The 25254-nt window shown below is 35.7% G+C and carries 21 protein-coding genes; 5 read left to right on the forward strand and 16 right to left on the reverse strand.

Annotation, left to right across the window (positions count from 1 at the left end; all coding sequences use genetic code 11):
• Positions 1 to 4 precede the first annotated feature (4 nt).
• The 3 genes from BAQ46_RS00765 to BAQ46_RS00775 are packed head-to-tail and all read right to left on the reverse strand — an operon-like array spanning position 5 to position 3462.
• Positions 5 to 856: an ABC transporter permease gene (locus BAQ46_RS00765; protein WP_071741493.1), complete on the reverse strand. Its 852-nt coding sequence runs from the start codon at positions 854 to 856 to the stop codon at positions 5 to 7.
• Positions 857 to 862: 6 nt separating this feature from the next.
• A complete protein-coding gene (locus BAQ46_RS00770; RefSeq protein WP_000278764.1) occupies positions 863 to 1813 on the reverse strand; it encodes an ABC transporter permease in 951 nt (316 codons plus the stop codon).
• Between the two features lie 59 nt (positions 1814 to 1872).
• Entirely contained in the window at positions 1873 to 3462 is a 1590-nt protein-coding gene (locus BAQ46_RS00775; protein WP_000823586.1) for an ABC transporter substrate-binding protein, read from the reverse strand.
• Between the two features lie 284 nt (positions 3463 to 3746).
• Here BAQ46_RS00775 and BAQ46_RS00780 point away from each other — a divergent pair, with 284 nt between their 5' ends.
• The gene (locus BAQ46_RS00780; RefSeq protein WP_000141770.1) at positions 3747 to 4085 is read left to right on the forward strand and encodes a hypothetical protein; all 339 of its coding nucleotides are present in this window, start codon (positions 3747 to 3749) and stop codon (positions 4083 to 4085) included.
• A 92-nt stretch (positions 4086 to 4177) separates the two neighbouring features.
• Here the strand turns inward: BAQ46_RS00780 and BAQ46_RS00785 are convergent, their stop codons facing one another.
• The 3 genes from BAQ46_RS00785 to BAQ46_RS00800 all read right to left on the reverse strand — a co-directional run bounded on the left by BAQ46_RS00785 (position 4178) and on the right by BAQ46_RS00800 (position 7271).
• Positions 4178 to 4957 carry a ParB/RepB/Spo0J family partition protein gene (locus BAQ46_RS00785; protein ID WP_000679347.1) on the reverse strand — a complete coding sequence of 260 codons (780 nt, stop codon included), beginning with the start codon at positions 4955 to 4957 and terminating at the stop codon, positions 4178 to 4180.
• Positions 4958 to 5221: 264 nt separating this feature from the next.
• Positions 5222 to 6199, reverse strand: coding sequence for an ornithine cyclodeaminase family protein (locus BAQ46_RS00795; RefSeq protein WP_071741494.1), 978 nt, complete (start codon positions 6197 to 6199; stop codon positions 5222 to 5224).
• 19 nt (positions 6200 to 6218) lie between these two features.
• Positions 6219 to 7271 carry a proline racemase family protein gene (locus BAQ46_RS00800; protein WP_175879538.1) on the reverse strand — a complete coding sequence of 351 codons (1053 nt, stop codon included), beginning with the start codon at positions 7269 to 7271 and terminating at the stop codon, positions 6219 to 6221.
• A 242-nt stretch (positions 7272 to 7513) separates the two neighbouring features.
• On the opposite strand from BAQ46_RS00800, the gene BAQ46_RS29960 reads away from it, so the two are divergent.
• The gene (locus BAQ46_RS29960) at positions 7514 to 7756 is read left to right on the forward strand and encodes a YflJ family protein (protein ID WP_000433493.1); all 243 of its coding nucleotides are present in this window, start codon (positions 7514 to 7516) and stop codon (positions 7754 to 7756) included.
• A 204-nt stretch (positions 7757 to 7960) separates the two neighbouring features.
• Here BAQ46_RS29960 and BAQ46_RS00810 read toward each other — a convergent pair whose 3' ends face one another.
• The 3 genes from BAQ46_RS00810 to BAQ46_RS00820 all read right to left on the reverse strand — a co-directional run bounded on the left by BAQ46_RS00810 (position 7961) and on the right by BAQ46_RS00820 (position 11980).
• Positions 7961 to 8914: a TRM11 family SAM-dependent methyltransferase gene (locus tag BAQ46_RS00810; protein ID WP_071741495.1), complete on the reverse strand. Its 954-nt coding sequence runs from the start codon at positions 8912 to 8914 to the stop codon at positions 7961 to 7963.
• A gap of 132 nt (positions 8915 to 9046) precedes the next feature.
• Positions 9047 to 10669, reverse strand: a complete 1623-nt coding sequence (locus BAQ46_RS00815) for an N-acetylmuramoyl-L-alanine amidase (protein WP_071741496.1) — start codon at positions 10667 to 10669, stop codon at positions 9047 to 9049.
• Between the two features lie 261 nt (positions 10670 to 10930).
• Positions 10931 to 11980: a M42 family metallopeptidase gene (locus BAQ46_RS00820; protein ID WP_016716601.1), complete on the reverse strand. Its 1050-nt coding sequence runs from the start codon at positions 11978 to 11980 to the stop codon at positions 10931 to 10933.
• 126 nt (positions 11981 to 12106) lie between these two features.
• Between BAQ46_RS00820 and BAQ46_RS30515 the strand changes: the two genes are divergently transcribed.
• Positions 12107 to 12283: a hypothetical protein gene (locus tag BAQ46_RS30515; protein ID WP_001027096.1), complete on the forward strand. Its 177-nt coding sequence runs from the start codon at positions 12107 to 12109 to the stop codon at positions 12281 to 12283.
• 28 nt (positions 12284 to 12311) lie between these two features.
• Here the strand turns inward: BAQ46_RS30515 and BAQ46_RS00830 are convergent, their stop codons facing one another.
• From BAQ46_RS00830 to BAQ46_RS00840, 3 genes are all read right to left on the reverse strand, one after another.
• Complete coding sequence (locus BAQ46_RS00830) at positions 12312 to 12638, reverse strand: nucleoside triphosphate pyrophosphohydrolase (protein ID WP_001277353.1); 327 nt, start codon at positions 12636 to 12638, stop codon at positions 12312 to 12314.
• Positions 12639 to 12655: 17 nt separating this feature from the next.
• On the reverse strand, positions 12656 to 12976 hold the full coding sequence (locus tag BAQ46_RS00835; protein ID WP_016716600.1) for a hypothetical protein: 321 nt from the start codon (positions 12974 to 12976) through the stop codon (positions 12656 to 12658).
• Between the two features lie 102 nt (positions 12977 to 13078).
• Positions 13079 to 13867: an enoyl-CoA hydratase gene (locus BAQ46_RS00840; RefSeq protein WP_016716599.1), complete on the reverse strand. Its 789-nt coding sequence runs from the start codon at positions 13865 to 13867 to the stop codon at positions 13079 to 13081.
• Positions 13868 to 14176: 309 nt separating this feature from the next.
• Here BAQ46_RS00840 and BAQ46_RS00845 point away from each other — a divergent pair, with 309 nt between their 5' ends.
• Complete coding sequence (locus tag BAQ46_RS00845) at positions 14177 to 15571, forward strand: O-antigen ligase family protein (RefSeq protein WP_061131405.1); 1395 nt, start codon at positions 14177 to 14179, stop codon at positions 15569 to 15571.
• A gap of 180 nt (positions 15572 to 15751) precedes the next feature.
• On the opposite strand, the gene BAQ46_RS00850 is transcribed toward BAQ46_RS00845, so the two are convergent.
• Complete coding sequence (locus BAQ46_RS00850; protein WP_071741497.1) at positions 15752 to 18394, reverse strand: S-layer homology domain-containing protein; 2643 nt, start codon at positions 18392 to 18394, stop codon at positions 15752 to 15754.
• Positions 18395 to 18922: 528 nt separating this feature from the next.
• Positions 18923 to 20770: an S-layer homology domain-containing protein gene (locus tag BAQ46_RS00855; RefSeq protein WP_071741498.1), complete on the reverse strand. Its 1848-nt coding sequence runs from the start codon at positions 20768 to 20770 to the stop codon at positions 18923 to 18925.
• A 263-nt stretch (positions 20771 to 21033) separates the two neighbouring features.
• On the opposite strand from BAQ46_RS00855, the gene BAQ46_RS00860 reads away from it, so the two are divergent.
• Positions 21034 to 22455: a glycosyltransferase family 39 protein gene (locus BAQ46_RS00860; RefSeq protein WP_061131404.1), complete on the forward strand. Its 1422-nt coding sequence runs from the start codon at positions 21034 to 21036 to the stop codon at positions 22453 to 22455.
• Positions 22456 to 22479: 24 nt separating this feature from the next.
• Here the strand turns inward: BAQ46_RS00860 and csaB are convergent, their stop codons facing one another.
• Both csaB and BAQ46_RS00870 read right to left on the reverse strand, forming a co-directional pair.
• Positions 22480 to 23568, reverse strand: coding sequence for a polysaccharide pyruvyl transferase CsaB (csaB, locus tag BAQ46_RS00865; protein WP_062822271.1), 1089 nt, complete (start codon positions 23566 to 23568; stop codon positions 22480 to 22482).
• A gap of 127 nt (positions 23569 to 23695) precedes the next feature.
• On the reverse strand, positions 23696 to 25216 hold the full coding sequence (locus BAQ46_RS00870; RefSeq protein ID WP_061131402.1) for a putative polysaccharide biosynthesis protein: 1521 nt from the start codon (positions 25214 to 25216) through the stop codon (positions 23696 to 23698).
• Between the last annotated feature and the right edge of the window lie 38 nt (positions 25217 to 25254).

The raw sequence follows: 25254 nt of genomic DNA on the forward strand, positions 1-25254 counted from the left end.
CACTTTAGTTTTCATTTCCAGCTCCTTTTGGTGCGAAAGCTTTCTTCAACGCTTCACCAATTACGTTAAAACTAAGTACCGTTAAAAGAATAAGGAATCCTGGGAAGAGTGTTAAATACCAAGCTTCGCCAATATATCCTTGCGCATTGTTTAGCATGCTGCCCCAAGAAGAATCTGGTTCTCTAATACCTAAACCTAAGAAACTAAGTGATGATTCCATTAAAATTGATGTCGCAATCGTTAATGTCGCGGCGATAATAATGGTTGATAAAATGTTAGGAATGATATGTCTTACAATAATCGTGAGTGATTTTTGTCCTGACACTTTTGCATATAAAACGTACTCACGCTCTTTTACAGATAAAGTCTCTGCCCTTACGATACGAGCGGTGTCCATCCATGTTAGTAATCCGATAATAAGAACTAACGTTGTAATTCCTGGTTTTAAATAAGCATTTAATAGTAACATTAAGAAGAATGATGGAATTGACATAAGCACTTCAACAACTCGCATTAAGAAGTTGTCTAACTTTCCGCCAAAATATCCGCTAATTGTTCCAACTGCGGTACCGATTGTAATAGAAACAACCATCGCTAGAAAACCGACCGCAAGTGAAACTCTTCCACCATATAACGCCCTAGTTAAGTAATCTCTTCCGTAATCATCCGTTCCGAAAGGATGACTCACACTTGGTTCTTGTAAGCGATCTGGAATTGACATTTTACTAGGATCGTAAGGCGATACAAATGCGAATATCGATGCAATCGTTAAAACCGCCAGTATAATAACTCCCATTAGTACAAACTTATTTTTCGTAAAACTACTTTTTATCGTTTGAAATCTCCTATTATTCATTCCAAATCACCCCCTCATTCGAATGCGCGGATCTACTACGCCATATAAAATATCAGCAATTAAGTTACCGAGAATTAACATGAAGGATGATAGTAATGTAATTGCCATAATAATTGGATAATCAAATCTAAAAATAGCATTTACCCCAAGTGAACCAAGACCTGGCCATGAAAATACTGTTTCCGTAATAAACGCTCCGCCAACTAAACTTGGAATAGATAATCCGAAAATTGTAATGATCGGTATTAATACATTTCGAAGTACGTGGTTAAATAAAACTGTTTTCTTCGAAGCACCGTACGCATATTGAATTTGTACATAGTCTTCTTCTAACTGTTGAATTGTACTGGAACGAATATATCTCATATAAACAGAAACGTTTTGGAACGCAAGCACCATACAAGGTAAAATACCGTGCTGCACAATATCCAAGAAGGAATCTTGCCCGACTGTACGCATACCCATACTTGGAAGAAAATTCAACTTTAAAGAGAACAAGTAGATTAATAGTAACGCGAACCAAAAGACTGGCATTGAGATTCCCACATAAGAAATAAAGTTTACAATGCGATCAAAGATAGAATTCTTTTTCACACCTGTAAGTAGTCCAAGCGGGATTGCAATTACAAATGAGACGAGTAAAGACGATCCCATTAAGCCGATTGTCGCAGGTAACCTTTCTACAATAAGATCTAAAACAGGACGGTGATTTTGCAGTGAGTAACCAAAGTTCCCTGTTAAAATATTTTTCAGCCATAAAATATACTGCATATAAATTGGTTGATCGAGCCCTAAACTTTTGCGAATACGCTCAACATCAATCGGACTCATATTCGGTGTGACAAAGTTTCGAACAGGATCACCTGGCGCTAGTTTTATTAATAGAAAAGAAATAATAGAAATAACAAATAAAAGCGGAATTGCATTTAAAAGCCTCTTTGCAATTACTTTATACACAAACTTCCCCCCTCAAGCTAAAGAAGCTGATTTCCACCAGCTTCTTTACTGTTTGTTTCTTATTTCACTTCATAAATCTTAGATACATCTTCAAACATTGTGACAGGAATTGCTTTTGCTTCTTTCAATCCATCAAACTTTTTATCTACTGCAATAACTGCTTTCGGATACGCAATTGGTAGATAAGGTAAATCTTCTCTAGCTGTTTCTTGAATTTTATGATATAGTTCTGCGCGTTTTGTTTTATCTGTTTCAACTGCAGCTTCTTCCCATAACTTATCGAAATCAGCGTTTTTATAACGTGCATAGTTGTATTCAGCATTACTTAAGAATAAGCTCTTATATGAATCTGGCTCAGGTCCCATTATGTAACCACCGAATGTAATATCGAATTCTTTATTCTCTTTATCTAAGCTTTTGTCACTTGCTGCACTAGCATCTAATGCATTCAGTTCAACTTCTAAGCCAACTTCTTGTAATTTTTGCTGTGTATAAAGTGCTAAGCTTTCCATAATTTTATTATTCGTTACATACATAACGCGTACTTTTTCTTTATCTTTCACGCCAGCTTTCGCTAATAAATCTTTTGCTTCTTTTTTATCATACTTATAATCTTTAATGTCTTTTGCATAATACATAGCGTCTGGCGTTAAAATTGAATTTGCCGGTTCTGCAAATTGACTAGAAACGAATGCTGAGTTAATCATTTCTTTCTTATCTAATGCATGCGCAATTGCTTGGCGCACTTCTTTTTTCTTCATCAGATCTGTATTCATGTTATAAGATAAGTAGAATAATCTACCTTCTGGGAATGTCACCATTGAGAAGTTCCCAGTGCTATCTAATTTCTTAAAGTCTTGTGGCTCAATCATCTTCATGTTGATTTGACCATTTTGTAGTGAAACATTTGCTGTATTACGATCTTTTACAACGCGGTATACGATAGAATCTAATTTAGCTTTACCACCTACATAATCATCAAATCGATCTAATGCAACGTACTCATCAGACTTATACTCTTTAAACTTAAACGGACCTGATCCGACAGGTTGTAAGTTTTTCTTACTCTTTGCTAAATCTGCTTCCCCTTCAAATACATGTTTCGGAATTGGGAAGAAATCATTCATCACACCTTCAAAAGATGCACTTACTTGTGGTAAAACGAATTGAGTTGTTAACTCATCTACCTTTTTCACCTCAAGCGGTTTTCCTTTAAAAACAAAGTTTTCACGACTTGAGCTATTTTGCTTCTCATCTAAAATAGATTGGAATGTAAATGCTATGTCGTCTGATGTAATTTTCTTACCATCATGCCATTTCAAATTATCTTTTAATTTTAACGTCCACGTTAATTGATCTTCTGAAGGCGTAAAGCTTTCAGCAAGAACAAACTTCTTCTTACCGTCTTCCATATGATACAGCGGTGCATATAAAGCTTGCTGCACCGTTAACGACACACGATCATTCGCATAAAGCGGATTCATCGTCTCTGGGTTATCGCTAACGCCAATCGTTAACGTCCCCCCGTCTTTCGGAGTCCCTGATTTACTAGTGCCCGCTTGCTTCGAAGAATCTTTTCCTCCAGAACAAGCCGCTAATGCAATAAGTAGTATTAGGACAAATGGTAATGCAAATAATTTCCGTTTCATCTTTCGGCCCCCTCAAACTAGTTATACCCATAAGAAAACTCGGAATTAATCCCGAGTTTTCTTATAAGTTTTAAATTACCACTACCTCTATATAAAGTCAAACTTTTTTGTAAAACTAGAAGGTTTGAAATCTATTCATGCATTCTTGCGATAAACTATATTGATGCGAAGAGCAAAATAAGTTAAAAAACTAGTAGCCTAAAAAATTTCTCTTAAATGATTGTTATATATGATTGAAAATGTAGAATGAGATTAAAGATAAAAAACACATTTAGGAGGTTATCATGACATTTGATGAATTGAAAAAGAACAAACCAACAACCTCATGGGTTGAGTATGATGAAGATGGGGAATTTTTCACTGAAGAAAATATAAGTGCAACAAATAAGATTCTTGACACTTACATTAACAATTTACAGCAATTAGGTGAGAATCCAACCGAGGTCGAAGTAATGCGAGTTGTTAAAGGGGTCGTTATTAAATTAAATGAACTAAATATCGAACATAACCATTTTATCGAAACAATGGAAAGAGAAGATCTCTATGAATTTATCGATGCAGCAGCACAAATAGCTGGCTTAGAATCCGAAGAAGATATAACAGAAGAATGGCGGGAATGGTAAACAAGGCAGAATAAAATTTGAACTGCCCCTCTAATTATATATAGAATAATTCAAAGGGGGATTCCTCCCCCCTTTGAAAATACGTTTTTTATCTAATTTGGTAGCCTTGGAAAATCATCATCATCCGAGGGATTTCCCCACTGGGATAATTGCCTTTCAATTTTCGACTGAAACTGATTTATTAATAACTTCTTATAGTTCATCATGTCCAGCATATGCTCCCACTGAAGCTCTATATCATAAAGTTCATTAAAGCTAGTGGAATTTAACAACCATTTTATTTTCTCCAACTTATCATGCGTTAACCTCTCTGAGCCCCTCTTATTTAACACCGCTTTTTCATAAAGACGATACTTTAAGTTATACGTAACATGTAAACGTCTGACTTTATCCACAAGTGGTATACATTGTAAATCGTAAGCTTTATTTGCTATTTCAGGTGGAATTTCCGAATGAATCAAATATCTCTCTAAATCTTGTTTTTTCACCCCTACTCGTCTTGCAATCTTATCTATATCTAATCCCTTTTCTAATAGTTGAAAAATCAAAATAGATTTATCCATCCAATTAACTCCGGCTACTTGAAACATGCTTTGTAATAATAAAACTGTTTGCTCAGTTTCATTAGACAGTGCGCTGACAATGCAATCAATATACTGTTTCCCCACACTCTTATAAGCCTCATATGCTATATATCCCGATATTAAATAATACTTTTTTCCATCGAGGGATTTCTCTACTTTAGGAAGAATAGATACCCCTTCTCCATTTTTTATACAATTCATCATCCTACCCTTAACTGTTTCAGAAACACTTTCTACATAAATAGGTACAATTTCCTTAATATTAACAGCTCTAATTACACCTTTCATATTCCTTCTCCTCTCAATACTTTTCCTTTAGTTTATGAGAGAAAAAATTTGTCTTATTACCTCACAGATTAGCGAGACAACCTTCACTTAAAAAACATTTTATTTTTGAATTGATTTCTACTTCAACTACAAACGCCGTTCTTGGTTTCATAGATTTTGATGAGATCAGTATGCTATTTAAAAAGATAGCAGCAGTAATAAAAATTATGGAAAAATAACATTTTTCCATATCAACAAAAAAAGACCACCAAAAGGCAGCCCCTCTCAAAACTCAATCCTCTCTCCAACTCCGCGCTCCACCGCTCTCTCATACAAATACTTTGCAACAATAATATCCACTACCGCCAAACCAACCGATTTAAAAACAGTAATCTCTTCATCGTTTTCACGGCCGGCTTTTTCGCCGCTTATAATTTGACCAAGTTCGGCATGGATGTCGCTTGCTTCAAATAGACCTTCTTTTATTGGAACTTGAAGATCACCTGTTTCTTCTAATGCTGCGTCTTTTGATTCGACTACTACTTTGGTTGCTTGGGCGATGGCGTGGGATGGTAATTCTTGCATGTTCGGCCTAAATGAACCGACGGCGTTTACGTGGACGCCTTTTTGTAGTTTTTTTGAGAAGACTGGTGTGGATGCGTTCGTAGTTGTGACGATGATGTCTGCTTCGCTTATTGCTTCATTTGCACTTGTGTAAACGTACGCAGGTTTATTGAATTTCTCTTGTATATATTGCGAGAATGCATACGCCTTTTCTTCTGTTCGATTGTATAAAATGACTTTTTCAATATCTCTAACCGCGAATATAGCTTCAGCAATTCCTTTTGCCTGTTCGCCTGTCCCGATGATGCATAAAGTTTTTGCGTTATGACGAGCTAAATGTTTTGTCGCTACTCCTGATAGGGCGCCTGTTCGAATCATCGTTAAGTAGGATCCTTCTAACAGTGCGAGCGGTTCTCCCGTTTGAAAGTCTGATAGCATCACAATCCCGTTTATCGTTTTCTTTCCTATCTTTTTGTTCTCGGGGACTACTGTTACTACTTTTAAACCAAGTGCCTCAAGCCCTTCTGCGACTGAAGGCATAATTAATGCCGTATTTTGCTCGTTCGCAAATGGTAATGAACCGCGAATTGGCGTGATTGTTCTTTCTGCGGAAAACTCTTTTAAGGCAAGCGCCGCATATTCAATGACTTCATTCATATTTACTAAGTTTCGTTGTTCGTTCGCGCTTATGACTAGCATATATTTCCACCTCCTCCTTCTATCCTAACAAAAATCCCCGATTCAAATCATCTCTCGGGTCTACAACGAACTGATGAAATCCTGTAATAAATGCATGCCCCGTTACTTTCGGAACGACAGCTTCATATGTATGTACCGCTGTTACCGACAATACTTCTCCCTCGAATTTCCCGTCAGTAATACATTGGTGGACGAAAATTTCTCCCTTTTGTAAAGCATCTTTTGCAAAAAGAGTTGCGATTCTTGCGGAAGTTCCTGTACCGCAAGGAGAACGGTCTACTTGCCCATCAGCGAAGATTGTTACATTTCGTAACGTTGCGTCTTCCCCTTTCGGTTCATCTGAGAAAATAACGCCGTATATTCCTTTTAACCCTTCTTCAAGTGGATGTTTTACTTCCATTTTACTCTCGATGTAGTGCTTAATTTTACCGCCCCACGTTTGAATAGCAGCTAAGTCTTTAAAATCAACTTTCAAACCAAATTCTTTACTATCCACAACAGCGTAGAATGCTCCGCCAAATACGATATCTACTTGAAATTCATAGTCATCTATTTTAATAGGAACGTCTTTTTTGTATACAAATGAAGGAACATTTTCAAATGATACGGACTCTACTTCACTCCCCCTATATGTTGCGTACGCAATGACTTCCCCAGCGGGGCTATCAATAATGAACTTTTGTTTCTCACCTGTCACTTCAAACATACCTGTCTCAATTCCAACTGTAATAACAGCGATAATGCCGTGTCCACACATCGTACTCCATCCTTCATTGTGCATAAATAATACGCCAAAGTCAGCGTGAGCACTGGCAGGCGGAGTAATGATACAACCGTACATACCGTGATGTCCTCTCGGTTCATACATAAGAACTTCGCGAAGATGATCCAAATGTTCCATGCAATATGCACGTCTTTCTAGCTGCGTTTCTCCTTTTATTTTTGGCACACCACCCGTAATAATTCGAAGCGGTTCCCCAGCTACGTGCGCATCAATTGTCGTGTACACTTTACTAACCTTCATTTCTATCTCTCCCCTATATGTTGATACTCTTTTCATTGCAAATATCATGCCAACGCATAGGGTATAAAGTGAAACTTTAATCAGTGGGAGTTTTGTTCATCTCCCACTGATTATTAGTTGAACCAATCGGGCTTTTACGGGCAGTTGATCCCCCACCTAACTTCTTTGCTTCCGCTGACTTTTGAGGTGGGGGGTCTTACTGCCCGTTAATGCGGGATAAATTTGTATACATTGTTTGAAAAAGCATACAGTACTGTCTATTTTTTTATACACAATCCGGAATCCATTTTATGGAACCACTTGATACAGCCAGGCTTATTATTTTCAATGGAAAGTTACTTCCATCCCCAACATATACTGTTCAAAAGCAAAAAGGAAGTGATCCAATGTATTACGGAACAAAAGGCTGGTACGTAGCTGAACTAAAAAAATTAGGCGTGCGTTATCATGAAGGACGCAAACTAGAAAGTTACCGCGGACACATCTTGCGCAATTTACTACTTGCACAACAAGAGAAATTAAAAGAACAGTAATATACTAATGTAACGATATCGACGATTCTCGGAATATATCAGCGATTTCACACAATATATCGGCGATTTTTTAAATTTATCGACGATTCGACATGGAATATCGACTTACCGACAAATTTCGCCAAATCCCTCCTCCATTCCACCAACCAATCACACATTCATACAAAGCAAAAAAAGGTCACCCAAACGGGTGACCTTTCTTCCTTATTCACAAACAAGAATTTGTCTAGAAAATGTTCCTTTTTTTGTAGTGCAACGATCTATAATTTCAAATCCTGCTTCATGAATCATATCGTCCATTGTTTCCATTGTGACAACGACTACCTTTTTAGCAATGCGGCGTGCGCTTGAAAGAATGGAGAGCTGATTTTCTGGTGTTGCGTGCGTAAATAAGTCATATGGCATGTCGATAATTGCGACGTCATAGTTCTCCGTAATCTCCTCGATCGGACCTTTCGTTATCGTCCCATCGAATCCGAAGTGCGCAATATTTTCTCTCGCTCCAATCGCAACGAGCGGGCTTATATCTCTACCAACAATGTTAATTCCCATCGAAAGAGCTTCTACTACAACCGTTCCAATGCCGCAGCACGGATCAATCGCTCTTACTCCCTCTGGATTTGGCACCGCAATATTTGCAACGGATCTTGCAACGCGTGTGCTAAGAGATGTCGAATAGCTACGTGGTTTTTTTATGTGGTGATACCAAACTGGTTCACTTTCTACATAGTGCCCGAAATACCAGCGTCCTCCAAGAGGAACAATCCCGAATACACGCTCTGGATTACGAACATCCGCTTCTCCTTCAATATGCATGCCGAGGTCTCGCTCTATCAGACGTCTTTCTCCATATTCAATTTTATTCTCTCCAACAAGGTCATTAATTTTAACGAAGATAACTTTGAACGTCGCCCCCGCCAAATCAATTTGTTCTACTTGTTCCAAAATACTTTCTAAGTCGTCTCCTTCATACATAACCTCAACGCGCTCTTTCATAAAAGGACTTCTACTCGGGTCAATTTTGACATCACTTTTCAAAATATTAACGTGGGACTCCATTCCAAAGAACGAGCGCATTTCCAAGTAACATAAAGCACGCTCCTCCTCACGAAATGCATACGTATATATACATGCAGGTGTTTTCCTATGATTATTCAATCTATGATCATCCTCTATATCGTTATAATTACAATACTTTCTTATATAAAATTAAATGATATCACATGCCTGAAATAAAGAGAAACGTTAATAAATAAAAGAGACTGCCTATTGGCAATCTCTTTTAATGTATTAACGGAAAGAAGATACGTTATTACCCTTTGCTTCGTAATAGTCTAAAATACCTTGATAAATTGCTTCTGCTGCACTTTGCTTCTGTGCTGGTGTAGCGATTTTATTTGCATCATCCTTATTATCTACAAATGCTAATTCTGCTAATACAGCTGGCATTGTATTATATTTTACTACGTACCAATTATCCTTTTTCACACCACGATCTTTTGTTCCAAGAGCTGCTACAAGGCGCTTTTGAATTTTTTCTGCTAATAAGCGACTGTCTTCCGTATGTGGATTCGTTGATTTTGTCGGTGCTGCTGCATAATAGAATGTTTCTGTGCCGTGTCCATCTTTACCTGTAGAACCGTTACCGTGAATACTTACGAAAATATCACCATTATTTTCATTAGCAAATTCTACTCTTTTTCTTAAAGAATCACTAGCATCTACTCCTGGGCGTGTATCGTTCGTACGTGTTAACTTAACAGTAAATGGTGTCTTTTTCTCAAATAGTTTTTGTAATCGTAAAGATGTATCTAATACGATTTGACTTTCTTTCTCGTAATAACCAACATTACCCGAGTCAATTCCACCGTGACCTGGATCAATAATAATTGCTTTACCTTCTAAGAAGTTCTCTTGTTTTACTGGGTTTAATTGATTTTTATCAACCCATTGGAAACCACTATTTGTACGGATACGAATCCAGCTATCTTTTTCCTCAATAACCGTTACTGTTTGTGCTCCATATTTCCCTAGTACTTTAGAAGAATGTGACGCTTCTGCATATGTTGTAAATCCTTCATTAATAACTTCTGTTTTTTCTTTTAAAGGTGTCCACTTCTCACCTTTGCTCGTTACAATTTTAATCCATCCATCTCGCTCTTCTTTTACTACAACTTTTTGTGGATCATGCTGCAAGTCAGTGATTCCTGATGATAAAGATGGTTGGTGATATGTAATGAACTTACGATCTATATACATTTCTTTCGTTGTTTCTTCTGGTTTGCTCGTATTATCATTATTTTTCTTTAGCTTGTCCGCTTTATACGTCATTTGCGCTGCTTGTTCACGCGGTATATAAAGATCTGGGCTCCAAATTGTCTTACCAGTACCAGCAGAAATCTCTAACGCTACTAAAATATTTGCTGCTTCTTTACCGAAATGACCTTCCAAATCAGTAAATTTATTCGTAATTGGGGATTGTACTAACCCTTGTAGTTTATAAGCCTTCACAAGCATAGAAGCCATTTCAGCACGCGTTACTTTTCCATCAGGATCAAATACGCCTGCTCCTCGGCCTGCAATAATATTTTCTTTTTCAATTGCTGCAATATACTGAGTTGCCCAATGATTTTTTGAATCATTAAAAGATGGTTTCCCAACTGGATCCACTTTTAATCCAATTGCTTTCGCTATAATTGTCGCTGCCTCAGCACGTGTTAAAAGGCCCTTTGGCGCAAACGTATCACTTGTTCTACCACTAATTACATCTCTCTCTACTAAATAGTAAATTGCGTCTTTTGCAAATGAGTCGTCTCGAACATCTGAAAACTTCTTTGTTTCTGCTAAACTACTAACTGGATAAGCTAGTAAACTTGCTGCTAACATACCAGCAGCGATTGCCTTGTACTTCATAAAAATTAAATCTCCTCTCAAAATCTCACGTTATACAATTCTCTTAATCAAACTAATATAAAAAATACCAATTGGAAAATAACTCCTATAATAGTTTATAACATTCTACCACTGTAGTAAATACGTTTTCTGCCTATATTATTAAAGATGAACATATAAGGAAGAATAAATATAAAAATTCAAAAAGCGATCCATTACCCACCAAATGAAAAGCTGATTAAAAATAACATTTTCAATCAGCCCTCTTTATTTTCTACGAAATTATTCTTCAATTAAATGAGACATTACATACGCATATACTAACGCTTCTGTATGAGCAATCGAACTTTCATGTGTACGCTCAAATGCATGAGAAGAATCAATACCTGCTCCAATTAATGCATGCTTCACATCAAATCCAGCTCGAATCGCAGCTGATGCATCCGATCCATAGTACGGATAAATATCTACTTTATATTCAATATTGTTCGTTTTCGCAAGCTCTACTAAATGTTTACGTAGTGCATAATGATACGGACCACTAGAGTCTTTTGCACAAATAGATACTGTATACTCGTCAGATGCTTGTCCATCACCTAGCGCTCCCATATCAACCGCTAAATATTCAACCGTTTCTTCTGGAATGTTAGAGTTACCACCGTATCCAATCTCTTCATTGTTAGAAATTAAGAAATGAGTTGTATATGGTAATGTTACGTTTTCATCTTGTAATCTTTTAATTAATTTTAATAGAATTGCAACACTTACTTTGTCATCTAAATGACGTGATTTTATGTATCCACTCTCTGTAATTTGAACGCGTGGATCAAATGAAACGAAGTCTCCTACTTCAATTCCTAATTCACGTACTTCATCAGCTGAAAATACGCGCTCATCGATACGAACCTCAATATTTTTCTCATCGCGTTTCGCTTCACCTGCATCTTTATATACATGTACAGATGTTTGATGCATTAAAATCGTTCCTGTATACGTCTTGCCACTTGATGTTTCAATTTCGCAATATTCCCCTTCTACAGAGTTCCAGCGAAATCCGCCAATCATAGAAAGACTGAGACGACCATCTGGCTTAATTTCTTTCACCATCGCACCTAACGTATCAACGTGTGCTGTTAATAAGCGATGCTGTGCATCATTTTTCCCTTTTACCGTTAAAATAAGAGCACCTTTATTGTTACGCTTCGTTTCTACATTCCACTCACTTACATAGTTTTCAATAAAACGAATAATTTTATCTGTATTTCCAGATGGACTTGGAATAGAGACAAGCTCCTTAATCAATTCCATCGTTTCTTTCGCATAATGTGCCATTGTCGTTTCCTCCTCATTTTTCCTATTATTTAGTATACCGAATTTACTATAAATCCTCTACTCATATAGCTTAATTTTCTAAATTATAGTAAAATTCACTTTAGTATATAAAAGGAGTTATACAATATGAATATATCAAAAAAATATGTACACATTGCACTCATTTGGTTTCTAGCATCATTACTTTGTTTACAAGTTTCTTATGCAGTTCATACTACTACTTCTATTACAATTGGCTGGGTATTAACAGCTATCTTCTTCATTATTAGCTTAATCGCAACAAAAAAGCATAGCGTTCGTTAATGAGTAACGCTATGCTTTCCCTACAAATCTATTCTTCTGAAACATCCAACAAGTAAATACCTCTTTCAAACCCACCGCGCTCTATCTCTTTCTGCTTACGAAGACGTTCTACATCTTCAATTGTTGCACCTTCTGCACGCGCTAATGAGATGATTACTTCCAGTGCATCCGCAAGAGAATCAAGCGCATGTTCACGCTCTTTCATAGAAGCAAATTCACGAATTTCTTCTGTTCCAATTTTCGCCAAAGCTTGTATGTATGCTTGTCCTGTTAATTTTTGTGCTGTATATGTTTTTCCAGACATTAAAATCTTCTCTGGAACACGATCTCTTACTAACTTGTTATATGCTGACATCATTCATCCTCCTATGTTTAATAGCAGCCGAGCTCTGCCTTATAAAATAACCACTCTTTTTTCACACAAGCACTTAACATATCAATTCCTGATCCGTGCGCCCTTACTGCCGGAAAGAAATAATGCTCTGGTTCTTCTTTCTTCTCTCCATATAAGGTTTTGTACTCATCAGGAATCGCTTCTTTTTTCACATCCCGTTCTTTCTCCACTTCACCTGAGAAAGCAGCAATTGGATGCCCTTCAAAAAATAGTGCAGTCCGTACCGCAAGAGATGGTGTACTATGCAAAGCATAATATGTAAGTAAAATAATAACGATAACGCCAATCAATTTCTTCATTCATTACTCCTTAAAAAAAGTGCTAACACAATTATACTAAAATGTGTTAGCACTTTCTCCCCTTTATCCTAAATTAACCGGCAGTAAAACTGCCACTACACTTTATTCTCCTTTAAATACCGGTAAACGTTTTTCTAAAAATGCAGCGATGCCCTCTTTATGATCTGCTGTTTGTCTCATCGCATATTGGCCGCGTTTTTCAAGCTGCAGCGTTTGTTCTAAATTGGAGCGATTTACTTCACATAAAATTTGCTTCGTTTGAATCATCGCTTTGATTGGCTTTTGTGACCATTCACTAATTTTTTGCTTCACAGCCGTTTGGAAATCTTCGCCGATTACTTCATCAATTAAACCGATATCAAGCGCTTCTGTTGCTGATAATTTCTTTCCTTCCCAAATAATTTGCTTCGTCATATTTTCACCAACGCGCTTTTGAAGGAAGAAATGGCCGCCACCATCTGGAATTAAAGCGATTCCAATAAAGTTCATCGCAATAATTGATGATATATCTGCCATCACATAGTCAGCTGTTAGTGCAATACTTAATCCAAGACCAGCAGTTGGTCCATGAATAGCACTAATAACAAGCTTCGGCATCGTATATAAAGTCACAACGACTTCAGAAATAGTATTCATAATACCATCAAACTTGCTTTCATCATTACTTGAAAGCATCGATTTAATATCTCCACCCGCAGAAAAACCACGGCCGTTCCCGCATAACACAACAATGTGTGCAGAACTCTCCGCTACTTCTTTCAGTTTTTGTAATAACTCTTTTAACGTTGGTTCATCTAATGCATTTAACACCTCTGGGCGATTGACCATAACCGTTGCAACGTGCCCTTCATATTTCACAATGACAGATTCTGTTTTACTTGTTACTTCCATTATATATACCCCTCTTTTCTACACAAAGATTATACTTATATAATTATAGAAAGGATGTGAAAAACCCTTCTTTTTTCTTAATTTTCTGTCTAATAATCTCGTAATTTGTATATCGCCTTGCATAAAACATACAATTTCGTTGAAAAATATAGAAATTAAAGTCGGTTTATCCCGGCTCTTCATCTATTTACCATTACAATGAAATGGTGTATTCTTAAGTCTGATATAAAAATTAAATATAGAAATTCATTCCCCTTCCTATTATATAGAGGGGTGCTGAAATAAAGGAATGAAGAAATGGAGGAACATATGGTTACTAAGTTAAAACAGACGGATAACTACTTCCCGCATTTCCTACTGCTATTCATCGTGTTTCAACCAATTTTAGATTTATTAACGTCTTTTTCAATCTATGTATTACACATGAGCGCAACAGTCGGAATCGTAGTCCGTTTCGCCTTTATGCTTCTTGCATTAGGTTATCTACTTCTTCATCATAAACAACAAGGCGCGAAAAAGTACATTCTCTATTTATGTTTACTCGGAATTGCACTGGCAATCGGTCTTGTAAATAATATGATGGTTAAATCTCCAGTTTCATTTGGAGAAGAAGTTAAATTTATTTTAAAGAGCATATATCCAATTGTGCTACTGTTTGGATATATTATCGTCTTTAAAGAGCTAAAAAATAAAGAATATGTGTTTCATAAAATCATTACATATTTCTTATATGCAACTTTAATTTTAAGCATCACAATGATTATCGCAATGCAAACTGGCACTGATTTCCCAAGCTATCCTCACTCAAAAATTGGCTCAAGAGGTTGGTTCTTTGCTGGAAATGATTTAAGTGCTCTCTTCGCGATTATGTTCCCAATCGTTGTCTTATATTCGATTTATAAAACAACTTCTTTCTCGAAAATATATTACTGGATTCCAACAATACTTGCGATGTATGCAAGTATTATGGTCGGAACAAAAGTTGGATATGGTGCAATTGTGCTAACATTAGGCGTAGCACTTTTCTTCTCGTTCATTGAATATATGATAAACCGTAAAAAAGAAAAAAAAGGATTCACATATCTTGTAAACACCATCGTTGCAGCAGTTGTACTAGGAGGTTTAATTGTTCTTACACCGCATACTCCTATCGCAAAAAATATGGGAATCCACATGCAAATATACGAATACAAAAAATCAGTACAAGAAGAACAGGATAAAAAAGAAGGAAAAGTAATTAAAGAAAATCCAGAGGATGCAAAAAAACACGCAAAAGGTGAACTAACAGACTCTGAAGTGAAGAGTTTAATTTATAGTGATCGGGACAAATTCTTAAAAGTATACAAACAATACTATAAAGAAGCACCATTATCCCAAAAACTATTCGGAATGGGCTACGCTGGTAACTATACAACGAAAGTGAAGCTAGTCGAAATGGATTTCCACGACCTATTCTTTGCATTCGGAATTGTCGGCTTCCTTATGTATTTACTGCCGCTTCTTTATTTCGGTATAAAAATATTCATTCGCTTGATCACAAACTTCAAGAAACTATTTAGCGTAAAACACATGCTACTAGCTAGCACACTCGTCCTATCGCTCGGTATTGGCTTTATGTCTGGACACGTATTAACAGCACCTGCTGTAAGTATATTCTTTACTGTCATACTCGCTTATATGGTTGTTGATTTGGAAATTGAATAACATTGAAATGCCATGCACCTATTTTAAGGGCATGGCATTTTTTATACTTACTATGTTTACTTCTTGCAACAATCAAACAGCATGAGTCTCCTGCTCGCAAATAACTGAATCATATAGAAAATCCCTTGTAGGAAATTTCCTACAAGGGATTTTCATCAATAACAGATATACTATTTATTATTATTTAGCAACTACAGCCGTTGATGCAGTTACGTTACCAAGTGATAACTTGTTACCTGCAGCATCTGTAATGTTGATTTCTGGGTTATATGCACCTTTTGGTACTACACTAATTGTTGCAGCTTGAGCAACGTTTAGATCTTTTTCAGTTGTTAAGTAAACAACGTTTTTCTCTTTTTCGCCGCCATGCTTAATACCTTTAACTGTTGCATTGTTGCCATTTACAACAACTTTTAAGTCATTGATAAATTGAGCGTCATCTGCAGGGAACTCTTTAATGTTTTCATCAAATGTAACTTTGATTGTATTTGAAACTTCAGCTTCATTTGTAGCTTTCACATAAACAGCGCTAGCTAATTTTGGAGCTGTGTTATCAGCGAAGTTGATTAATTTTTCAACTGGAGCTTTTGTTTGAGCGTTAGCTACTACTTTGCTTCCAGAAGAAGTTAATACGTTTGTGCTAATTGTAAATTTAGCATCTTGAGCTTTTGCGAAATAATTTTTAGGTAAAGAAATCTTAACGATTTGTTTGCTACCAACGAACTCTGCAGTTGTACCTGCTGGTAATGCTTTACCGTCAATTTTGTAGTTCTCTACATCTTTCGCGTTACCGCTCATGTCTTGACCGTAATTTACAGTGATTACATCGCCTTCGATTGAAATAATGTCAGCATTTTTTTCTACGACAGGTGTTACAATACCTGATGTAGAAACAGTTGTATTAAATGCAATGTTGCTATTTGTGTTTACAGAGTAAGAAGCTAAGTTCTCATCTTTTGCAAACTTAACAGCACCAGCTTTTACTTCTACTGTGTAAGGCTCATCTTTTGCTGCTGAAGCAAGCTTAATGTTTAATACATCGCCAACAGTTGTGATTTCAGATGTTACAACTACGCCATCTTTGTCACGTACTACGATTTGGTCTTTATTATTTACAACAATTTTACCGTTGAACTTAACTAGTAAGTTATTACCTTCAATTTTGTTTAAGCTATCAGTAGATACTTTTGGTGTAGCAGTATCTTCAGTTAAAGAAACACTCATATCAACTGGTTTACCAAGTAAGTTTACTGTATCTTTGAAGTTTTTAAGGTTAACACTTAAGTCAACGTTCTTCTCACCACTTGCATATAATGGATTACGAGCATCCTTTGCATCTTCTTTAATAGAAACGATGTATGAAGTTGCATCTTGTGGATCAATTGTAAATTGTACTACACCGTTACCACCTACAGTATCATATGCTGCTGTTGGGAATGTGTAGTTACCTTTCTTCACAGTTACTTCAGGGTGTTGGCTTAATGGTTCTGAGAATGTAACTTTGAAAGTACGGTTGTTAATAGCTTTAACTGCTTTCACTTCTGGTGCTGTTGTATCAGAAGATACAGTGTATTTTGTAGTTAAGATTGAAGCTTTATTAGCATTTACGCGTAATGTATCTTCAGCATCATATACAACTACTTCATGATCGCCTTTTGCGAAGATTCCCTTATCAGCAATTGCAGAAGTTGTTAAAGTGTATACACCTGGTGTTTTACTTGCAACTTTTGCACCTTCGATTTTAACGCCGTCAATTTTAACGTCAGCAGTTTCTTTTACTGGTTTGTTGAATGTTAATTCAACTGCGTTACCAACAACGCGTGCACCTAATAATTCTGGAGCTTTTGAGTCAGAGAATGTTTTTTCTGTATCAAGATATTTTTCTACAGGTTTTAAGTCAGCACCTAATACGCCTGTAGTTGAATGTACTGCATATTTGTCAGAGTTAGCAAATGCTTTGTCAGCTACTAATTTGAAAGTTACGCTCTTACCGTCTTTTGAAAGAACACCTTTTTTACCAGCTTCACCTTCAAAATCAACAGCTGTTAAATTAGATCCATTTTGTTTGAAAATGTAGTTAGCTTCGTTAACCGCAGTTTTTTCATTTACTGGGTTTGTGAATGTAACTTTAATTTCTTGAGCGTTGATTGCACTTACAGATTCAACTTTAGCTTCTGTTTTTACTTCTGGGTGATAGTTCATAGCATTGTAGATGAACTGTGCAGCTTGCTCACGAGTTACAACACCGTTTGGATTAAATTTACCTTCACCTTCACCAGCTACGATACCTAAGCTTGCAAGAGTTTCAATTGAAGATTTTGCAGTTGCCCAAGGTAAACCGTCGATGTCATTGAAAGATTTTTTGTTGTTTTCATCAGCTTTGAAACCGTATGCGTTAACAAGAAGCTGTGCCATTTGTGCACGAGTTAATTTCTCGTCTGGACCGAATTTATTGTCACCTAAACCAGCCATGATTTTGTTAGCTTCAGCAGCTGCGATGAATTTAGCATAAATGCTGCTTTCTGGTACATCTGTGAATGGAGTTTTCGTTGAACCAGGTTCAATACCTTTTGCTTTTACCATGAAAGTAGCTACTTGAGCACGAGTTACATCGTCGCCAAATCCGAATAGGCCATCACCAATACCTACGATAATACCTTTTGCAGCCATAGAGTTGATCGCATCTGCAGACCAATGTCCTTTAGGAACATCTTTAAATGCACTCTCTTCTGCTGCTGTAGCAACTGGTGCTACTACTCCTGCTACCATTGCAGCTGTCATTGTACCAGCCATTAATTTGTTAAAAGACTTATTTTTTGCCATTGATTTATTTCCTCCTTGAGAAATATAATACTAGCTTTAGAAATATGTATTTGAAAAACTAGTGATTTACTAAATTCATATATTAATTTACAAACACTTTTTGAAGAATAGTAATTTATCAGCCATAATAAATACTATCTTTTTCCAAAAAGTTAAACCATGTATATAATACGTCATAATTCTTTTTTTTAAAAGAATTATTTATCGCATAATTCGACAAATTTATAATGTTTGTCGAATTATATATTTATCAACTTTTCTAATGTGTAAACGTATATACATCGTTTTTATTTAATATACAAATAGCATTATAGCACATAATATAAATGAAATGACAATTTATACTTTTTAAAATTATCGACAACCTTCGACAATAATGCGCTTTATTTTTATTATTTTGTCGAATTATTTGTTATTAATTTCTATAAAGTGGTATTATATTCATATAAATATTATTATATGGCATTTTTTATTCGACAAACAAAAAGACTGATCATCTAGGTGATCAGTCTTTTTATTTGTTCTTTATTAGTGTTTTACGTACTCTACATTTTCTTTTACAACATACGCTTCATTTACAGCAGGATCATCAGAAATGATTTTAACCCATGCTTGTCCATTTATCATTTCTTCGCCTGTAATCGTAACAACTTTATTTGCCGCTAAGTTATACAGTCTTTCATTCGACGTACGAGGATCTTTTTTCGCTTCCACCTTATTCGTTACACGAGCAAGTTTATATTTGTTGTACTCTTTTTTACCTAAGTACGAATCAAAACGGAACATATGCCCTGCTACTTTTTTACCCCAGTTTGCATCAGATGCATATTTCATATTTAAACCGCTAGCTTTATCACCTGTATATGTTGCAGTATAACGCCAATGACCTGGATTTAAATATCCTTCATTCATATATACTTTTGCCGCATGTTCAATACAATCTTCTTTTGAATTAAATGTTAGACCGTTACCAAACGGACTATTATCTGTTGCATTTAAGCCAAATAAATTATTTTTTTCTCGTGCAAGCCTACTTGTCCCAAAATCACTCTCATGAGCTGCTAATGAATATAGGAATAATGCATTTACATTATACTTGCTTTCTACTTCTTTAAATTTCGCACCTAAACCGATTAATGGAGAATCTGCTTTAACTGATTTTATATAACTATCTAACTGTTCTGCCGTGTACTCTGTTTTCGTACGTAATGATACGTAATTAAAATATTGGTAAAACGTTTCATTTCCGAATGTTTTTCCATCTACACTATACATTGATTGTCCCTGCTTCATGAACGAAGGGGCTGCACCAAATCTATATTCTGTATATCCAGGTGAACTTGTATTATACGTGAAATATCTGTGATATAAATATCCATCTGATTTTACGTAATAAGATGACTTTTTCATTTCATTTTCAGGAATTAAAGTGACTTCATTTTTCTTTACATAACCTGTTAAATCAGAGAGTTGTACTTTCACACGATCTTCTCCAACTTCTAACACTTTAAATTCCGTTCCATACTGAATGTACGTATATACTGTTTGTAAATTATCACCGTACACATTAATTGTATCTCCAGAAATTTGCTTCGCACTTGCAAAGCCATCTTTAATCCATACGTATTCATTTTCATACTTCACTGCATTGATGCCTTTATTTTGCGCAGCTGTAACAGCTTCTTTGTATGTAGTGTAACGCTCTACTATTTTCCCTGCGTCATTTAACAATACATAATTCTTTGTTTCTACAGGCGTTTCTCCTCCGCTGTTACCAATTTTATCAAGCATTAAGTTCAGCATCGCTGAAGCCATACCTCTTGTCGCTGATAAATGCGGTCTAAACGTATTATCTTCTGGATAACCTTTAATAATCCCCGTAGCTACCATAACTTGTACATGTTCTTTATAGTTAATACGATTCGTATCAGCAAATGTAAGCGGACTTACAGTTACGTTAACCTTTTTATAATCTAGCGCCTGTTTTACCATTACGGCCATTTCTTCACGTGTAATCACATCATTTGGTGCAAAAGTCTCAGGACTACGCCCTTTAATAATTCCCGCTCCGAATGCTCTACTTACGCCGTCATATAAGCCATATGATTTTGGCACATCATTAAAATTTGAATCTGCTTGCGGAAGTTGCAGGGCTTTCGCTACTAATGTAGCAAACTCTGCTCTCGTTATCTCTTTGTCAGGTAAATATACATTATTTCCATACCCTGACATGATTCCTTTATTAATAAGAGTACGCATATGCTGCTCAAATAGATGATCTGTAATATCATCACTCGCTGCATAACTTGAAATAGGCGTTAAAAGGAATGCCCCCGTTAATGCAACTGCTGTAATACCTTTTGAAAATTTTTTCACGGTTATGTAATCCTCCTCGTAATCTACGAATTTATCATTCCAACATCGATTATATACTAATTATATAAACATGATAAACAAAAATTAGCATACAACCTTTTTAAAATAAGTATTTTGTTATATTGAAATATTATATATCCTACTAATCTTCCTATAGACTCCATTCCTTTTACAACCGCGAAATCCTTTATGATATAATGACGTAGTTATTTCTGTTTATATAGAAATAACTACAAAGATATTACATACTACGGAGGATCATTATGCCTAGATTATATGCATTTGCATTTAAATCACTGCAAATATTAACATTGTTATTTTTTGTAATGACTCTTATATACTCATTGCAATTTTTAATAACTGAACCGAAGTACGATCATCCCTATTTCCTTATAGTGGCACTTATAGTCATTCTAATCGGGATCATATTCATGTCTATCATCGTGAATCGGTTTTTCACTCAAACACAATTTATCATATTTATTTGTCTACTAGCATTCACACTTCGTCTTGCATGGGTGTTAACAGTTCAAACAAATGTCGTACAAGATTTCGCACAAATGTATAACGGCGCCGTTGATGCTGCAAATAACAATTTCTCATTCGCGGACAAAGCATATTTTACTACTTGGGTATATCAATTAGGCTTTACAATGTACCAAGCTGGTGTGATCAAATTGTTTGGCGAAGGTGTACTAGCAATTAAATTATTAAACATACTATACTGCACTGGTATTACGTACTTTATATATCGCATAGCTACACATCTATTTAACGAATTTAGCGGTAGAGTTGCCGCGCTTATTTTCGCAACGTACATTCCTAACATTATGATGACTTCTGTACTAACAAATCAGCATCTCGCAACATTTCTATTCTACGGTGGTTTTTATCTTCTCGTAAAAAAAGGAATCTCGCATTCATATACGTGGATATTTGTTAGTATTCTTATTGCATTTGGCGATATTATGAGACCAATTGGTATTGTTATTTTACTAGCTCTCATTCTTTTCTTACTTATCACTCATATAATTGGTGATAAGAAACTGAATAAAAAAATGGTTGTATCAAAGCTCATTGGTATGATTGGCATTTATTATATCGTGCATTTCATCTTTAGCTATTCATTAATTGCTACAGGGGTTACACAATATCCATTATCCAGTCGAGACCCTTATTGGAAATTTGTAGTTGGATTCAACCCTGAAACAACAGGTGGATTTTCTTTCCCTGACCATAAACTTGTTTTTCAATATCCGATTGGCGAGGAACGTTTCGAAATTGAAAAACAGCTCATTAAAGAAAGAACTTCTGATAAAGGACAACTATTATTGTTATTCAAAGATAAATTTAAAATTATGTGGGGAGATTATGACGCAGCCATTTATTGGGGATTAGAAGGACATCCAAAACCCGAATTATCAAAATTACTGTGGACGTTAGAAAAATTATGTTACGTAAGCATTTGCATATTCGCTTGCATAGCTTCTATCAAAACGATAAAAGAACAACGAAATAAAACGTTACTGTTCTTCTCATTATTAATTTTAGGTTACGCAGGCGTGCACTTCTTCATTGAAATTCAATCGCGCTATCGCTACTTTATCATCCCGACGTTTATGATCATACAAGGTTACGGTGTCTATCTCGTTACACAATATATAAAAGAAAGATTCAGGGCGTAAATAAATACACTAACAAAAAACACTCTACTTTTTCTGTAGAGTGTTTTTTTCTATATGATAAATAATTTTCTTAGCCGCTTGTTCTCCTTGCAGTTGCAGCTCATCTACTCTTCTTTGCAGAGATTGCTGTATCTCTTCATGTTGCATCACTTGCCTCTTCGCAATTTTATATAGATCTTCTGCACTCCAGTCTCCATCCACACTTCCTATAACCGGTTGATTCACTTGTCTTAAAAATGAATCGATTTTTGGATCGTATGAAATTCCAACCATCGGTGTTTTCGCGACAGCCGAAAAAATAAGGGCGTGAAGACGCATACCAATTAAAAGAGAACACTCTGATAAAATAGATATTTTTTCATCAATATCCATTTTATATGGAAGCATATACGTCTCTTCTCCCATTAAATCCACTACATCACGCGAAGCATTTTGATCAAACGGACCATGCATCGGGACGAATAAAATTTGGTATCCTTCTTGCTTTAATTTTTTTAAAGCTATCGCTAACTTTTTTATATAATCTTCTTTTGCATTCCAGTGACGCACACTCACTGCAATTATTTTCCCATGCAAAGAATGTTTTTGTAGCCAATCTGATTGTTTTTTTCGTTTCCATGTTAAAACTGGATCTGGAACAAGTTCAATATCCCTTTTCATGCCAAGTTCCTTTAAGTATAAAAATGAATCCTCATCTCGAACTGATATATATGTCGCTTTCGACAAATGCCATTTCACTAATAGTCGATTATGCCTTTTTGTAATCGGACCTATTCCTTGTGAATAAATGTAATACGGTTTTTTTAACATACGAGCAAACCCCATAATACCCGTATAATATAAAATACTTTTTACACTCGTTTTATCTTGGAGGAGGCTCCCTCCGCCACTAATAAGTCCGTCACTTTTTTTTATTGCATCATAAACCGATTTGATACTCCAACGATCCACCGCTTCTACTCCGTACATTTTCCTTGTATAGTCAGGGTCATTTGACAGCACAACGAGTTCAATATTCGGATTCTCTTTATGTAACGATTCAATAATCGATTGTAGAATAGCTTCGTCTCCAACGTTATAAAAACCATAATATCCTGATAAAACTAACCGCACTCTTAATCTCCTCCAACATTTGGTAACCAACCATTTCATCCATTATTGGCACCAACTCCTTACCTAAAAAAGCATCATCACAATAAGCCCGTCCGAATTCCAATCCTTACATTTCGTAGTTCTATATTTATTTTTTCAAAAATGGTATTTGTTTTTTTGATATCCAGTTTAATTTCAAAGCACATACCGCATACAAAATGATTGCAATAGCAAGTGCTACAACACTATATAATAACGCAATAATTCTTGAAGATGTAACATCTATTATAGTAGATAGTTCATATAGTCCGAATCCTAAAATACAAGATACACCTATTACAATAAAAAATCTTCCTATGTGAACAGAATAGGAAAGATATTTTCGAATGTACAGATGATTTACGATACAGATTAACACATATATAATCAATGTACTATACGCCGCTCCATCTATGCCAAACTTTTTTGTTAATACTATGTTTAATAAACATTTCACAAAACTTGCACCGATAACAATCCACGCAGCTTGGGCAGAGCGGTTAATTCCTTGTAAAACTCCTATTGATAATACCATAACCGATGTGAAATACGAACTACCAATCATAACAGCTAACATACTGCTTCCTTTCGCATCTGTAAACAATCCCACATTTAACGGAACCGCTAATGCAATTAACCATATTGTTAACGGGGCTGTTAGCACATGCATAAGTGAGTTCGTATTTTGGACTGTCATTTTTGCTAAATTCATATCTTTTTTTGCTAGTGCAGACGTTAATAATGGTATTAATGGAAATACAATTGCGCTTGCGAAAACAACAATTAATTGTGTAAATGCAGAACCGCGGCTATATATACCAAATTGCGATTGAATTTCGGCTGACGATCCTTGCAGCACGTGCGGTACTGTTAGCGAATCCACCAAATTTAAAAGCGGCATGGATAAAGCTCCAATAGCAATCGGAATAGATACTTGCAATATTTTCTTTCCATCTTTTTTCAAATCTTGTAGTGAATACGAGTTGCTCTTATATCGGTATGAACTTTTATTGTACGTCATACGTAAATATATAAGTGAACTTATTACCCCAAGAAAAGATCCAACCATGGCCCCACTAGTAATGATAGTACTACTTTCATTCCAATATACTAATATATAAGCGATGATTAACATAAAAAATACTCGTACAAATTGCTCAATGACTTGTGATATCCCTGTCGGCTTCATATCACCGAATCCTTGAAAATACCCTCGATAAACTGCCATATATGGTGCAACGAGTAAAGCCAATGACGTAACCAGTAAGGGCACCCTCGTTTCTTGTCCACCAAGCATACTTGCAATTTCAGTAGAAAATAACACGATCACTAGACATCCAAATGTTCCAAATACCATCCCTATAATTGATGCCGATTTAAATAATTTCGCAATTTCTTTCTGCTTATTTTTTTCATTCAACTCTGCAATCAATTTTGAAATTGCCAATGGGACACCAGCTACTGATAAGGTAAGGGCAATCATATATACAGGAAATACAAGGCGAAAAATACCAAGCACTTCATCTCCTGCAATATTTTGTAACGGAATTTGAAAAAAACTACCAAGCAATTTCGACAAAAAAGTTGTAATTGTTAAAATTGCTGCACCTTTTACAAACTTCTTATTCATGTACCTTCTCTTTTCTTTTATACATATATTCTTAAGCG

Origin of the sequence: Bacillus paranthracis, assembly GCF_001883995.1 — a bacterium.
In the GTDB taxonomy this organism is placed as follows: domain Bacteria; phylum Bacillota; class Bacilli; order Bacillales; family Bacillaceae_G; genus Bacillus_A; species Bacillus_A paranthracis.

What these genes read in the sequence shown, in the direction of transcription:
- BAQ46_RS00765 (WP_071741493.1), bottom strand. Translation starts at nt 856, where the DNA reads ATGAATAATAGGAGATTTCAAACGATAAAAAGTAGTTTTACGAAAAAT.
- BAQ46_RS00775 (WP_000823586.1), bottom strand. Translation starts at nt 3,462, where the DNA reads ATGAAACGGAAATTATTTGCATTACCATTTGTCCTAATACTACTTATT.
- BAQ46_RS00780 (WP_000141770.1), top strand. Translation starts at nt 3,747, where the DNA reads ATGACATTTGATGAATTGAAAAAGAACAAACCAACAACCTCATGGGTT.
- BAQ46_RS00785 (WP_000679347.1), bottom strand. Translation starts at nt 4,957, where the DNA reads ATGAAAGGTGTAATTAGAGCTGTTAATATTAAGGAAATTGTACCTATT.
- BAQ46_RS00795 (WP_071741494.1), bottom strand. Translation starts at nt 6,199, where the DNA reads ATGCTAGTCATAAGCGCGAACGAACAACGAAACTTAGTAAATATGAAT.
- BAQ46_RS00800 (WP_175879538.1), bottom strand. Translation starts at nt 7,271, where the DNA reads ATGATATTTGCAATGAAAAGAGTATCAACATATAGGGGAGAGATAGAA.
- BAQ46_RS29960 (WP_000433493.1), top strand. Translation starts at nt 7,514, where the DNA reads ATGGAACCACTTGATACAGCCAGGCTTATTATTTTCAATGGAAAGTTA.
- BAQ46_RS00815 (WP_071741496.1), bottom strand. Translation starts at nt 10,669, where the DNA reads ATGAAGTACAAGGCAATCGCTGCTGGTATGTTAGCAGCAAGTTTACTA.
- BAQ46_RS00820 (WP_016716601.1), bottom strand. Translation starts at nt 11,980, where the DNA reads ATGGCACATTATGCGAAAGAAACGATGGAATTGATTAAGGAGCTTGTC.
- BAQ46_RS30515 (WP_001027096.1), top strand. Translation starts at nt 12,107, where the DNA reads ATGAATATATCAAAAAAATATGTACACATTGCACTCATTTGGTTTCTA.
- BAQ46_RS00830 (WP_001277353.1), bottom strand. Translation starts at nt 12,638, where the DNA reads ATGTCAGCATATAACAAGTTAGTAAGAGATCGTGTTCCAGAGAAGATT.
- BAQ46_RS00835 (WP_016716600.1), bottom strand. Translation starts at nt 12,976, where the DNA reads ATGAAGAAATTGATTGGCGTTATCGTTATTATTTTACTTACATATTAT.
- BAQ46_RS00840 (WP_016716599.1), bottom strand. Translation starts at nt 13,867, where the DNA reads ATGGAAGTAACAAGTAAAACAGAATCTGTCATTGTGAAATATGAAGGG.
- BAQ46_RS00845 (WP_061131405.1), top strand. Translation starts at nt 14,177, where the DNA reads ATGGTTACTAAGTTAAAACAGACGGATAACTACTTCCCGCATTTCCTA.
- BAQ46_RS00850 (WP_071741497.1), bottom strand. Translation starts at nt 18,394, where the DNA reads ATGGCAAAAAATAAGTCTTTTAACAAATTAATGGCTGGTACAATGACA.
- BAQ46_RS00860 (WP_061131404.1), top strand. Translation starts at nt 21,034, where the DNA reads ATGCCTAGATTATATGCATTTGCATTTAAATCACTGCAAATATTAACA.
- BAQ46_RS00870 (WP_061131402.1), bottom strand. Translation starts at nt 25,216, where the DNA reads ATGAATAAGAAGTTTGTAAAAGGTGCAGCAATTTTAACAATTACAACT.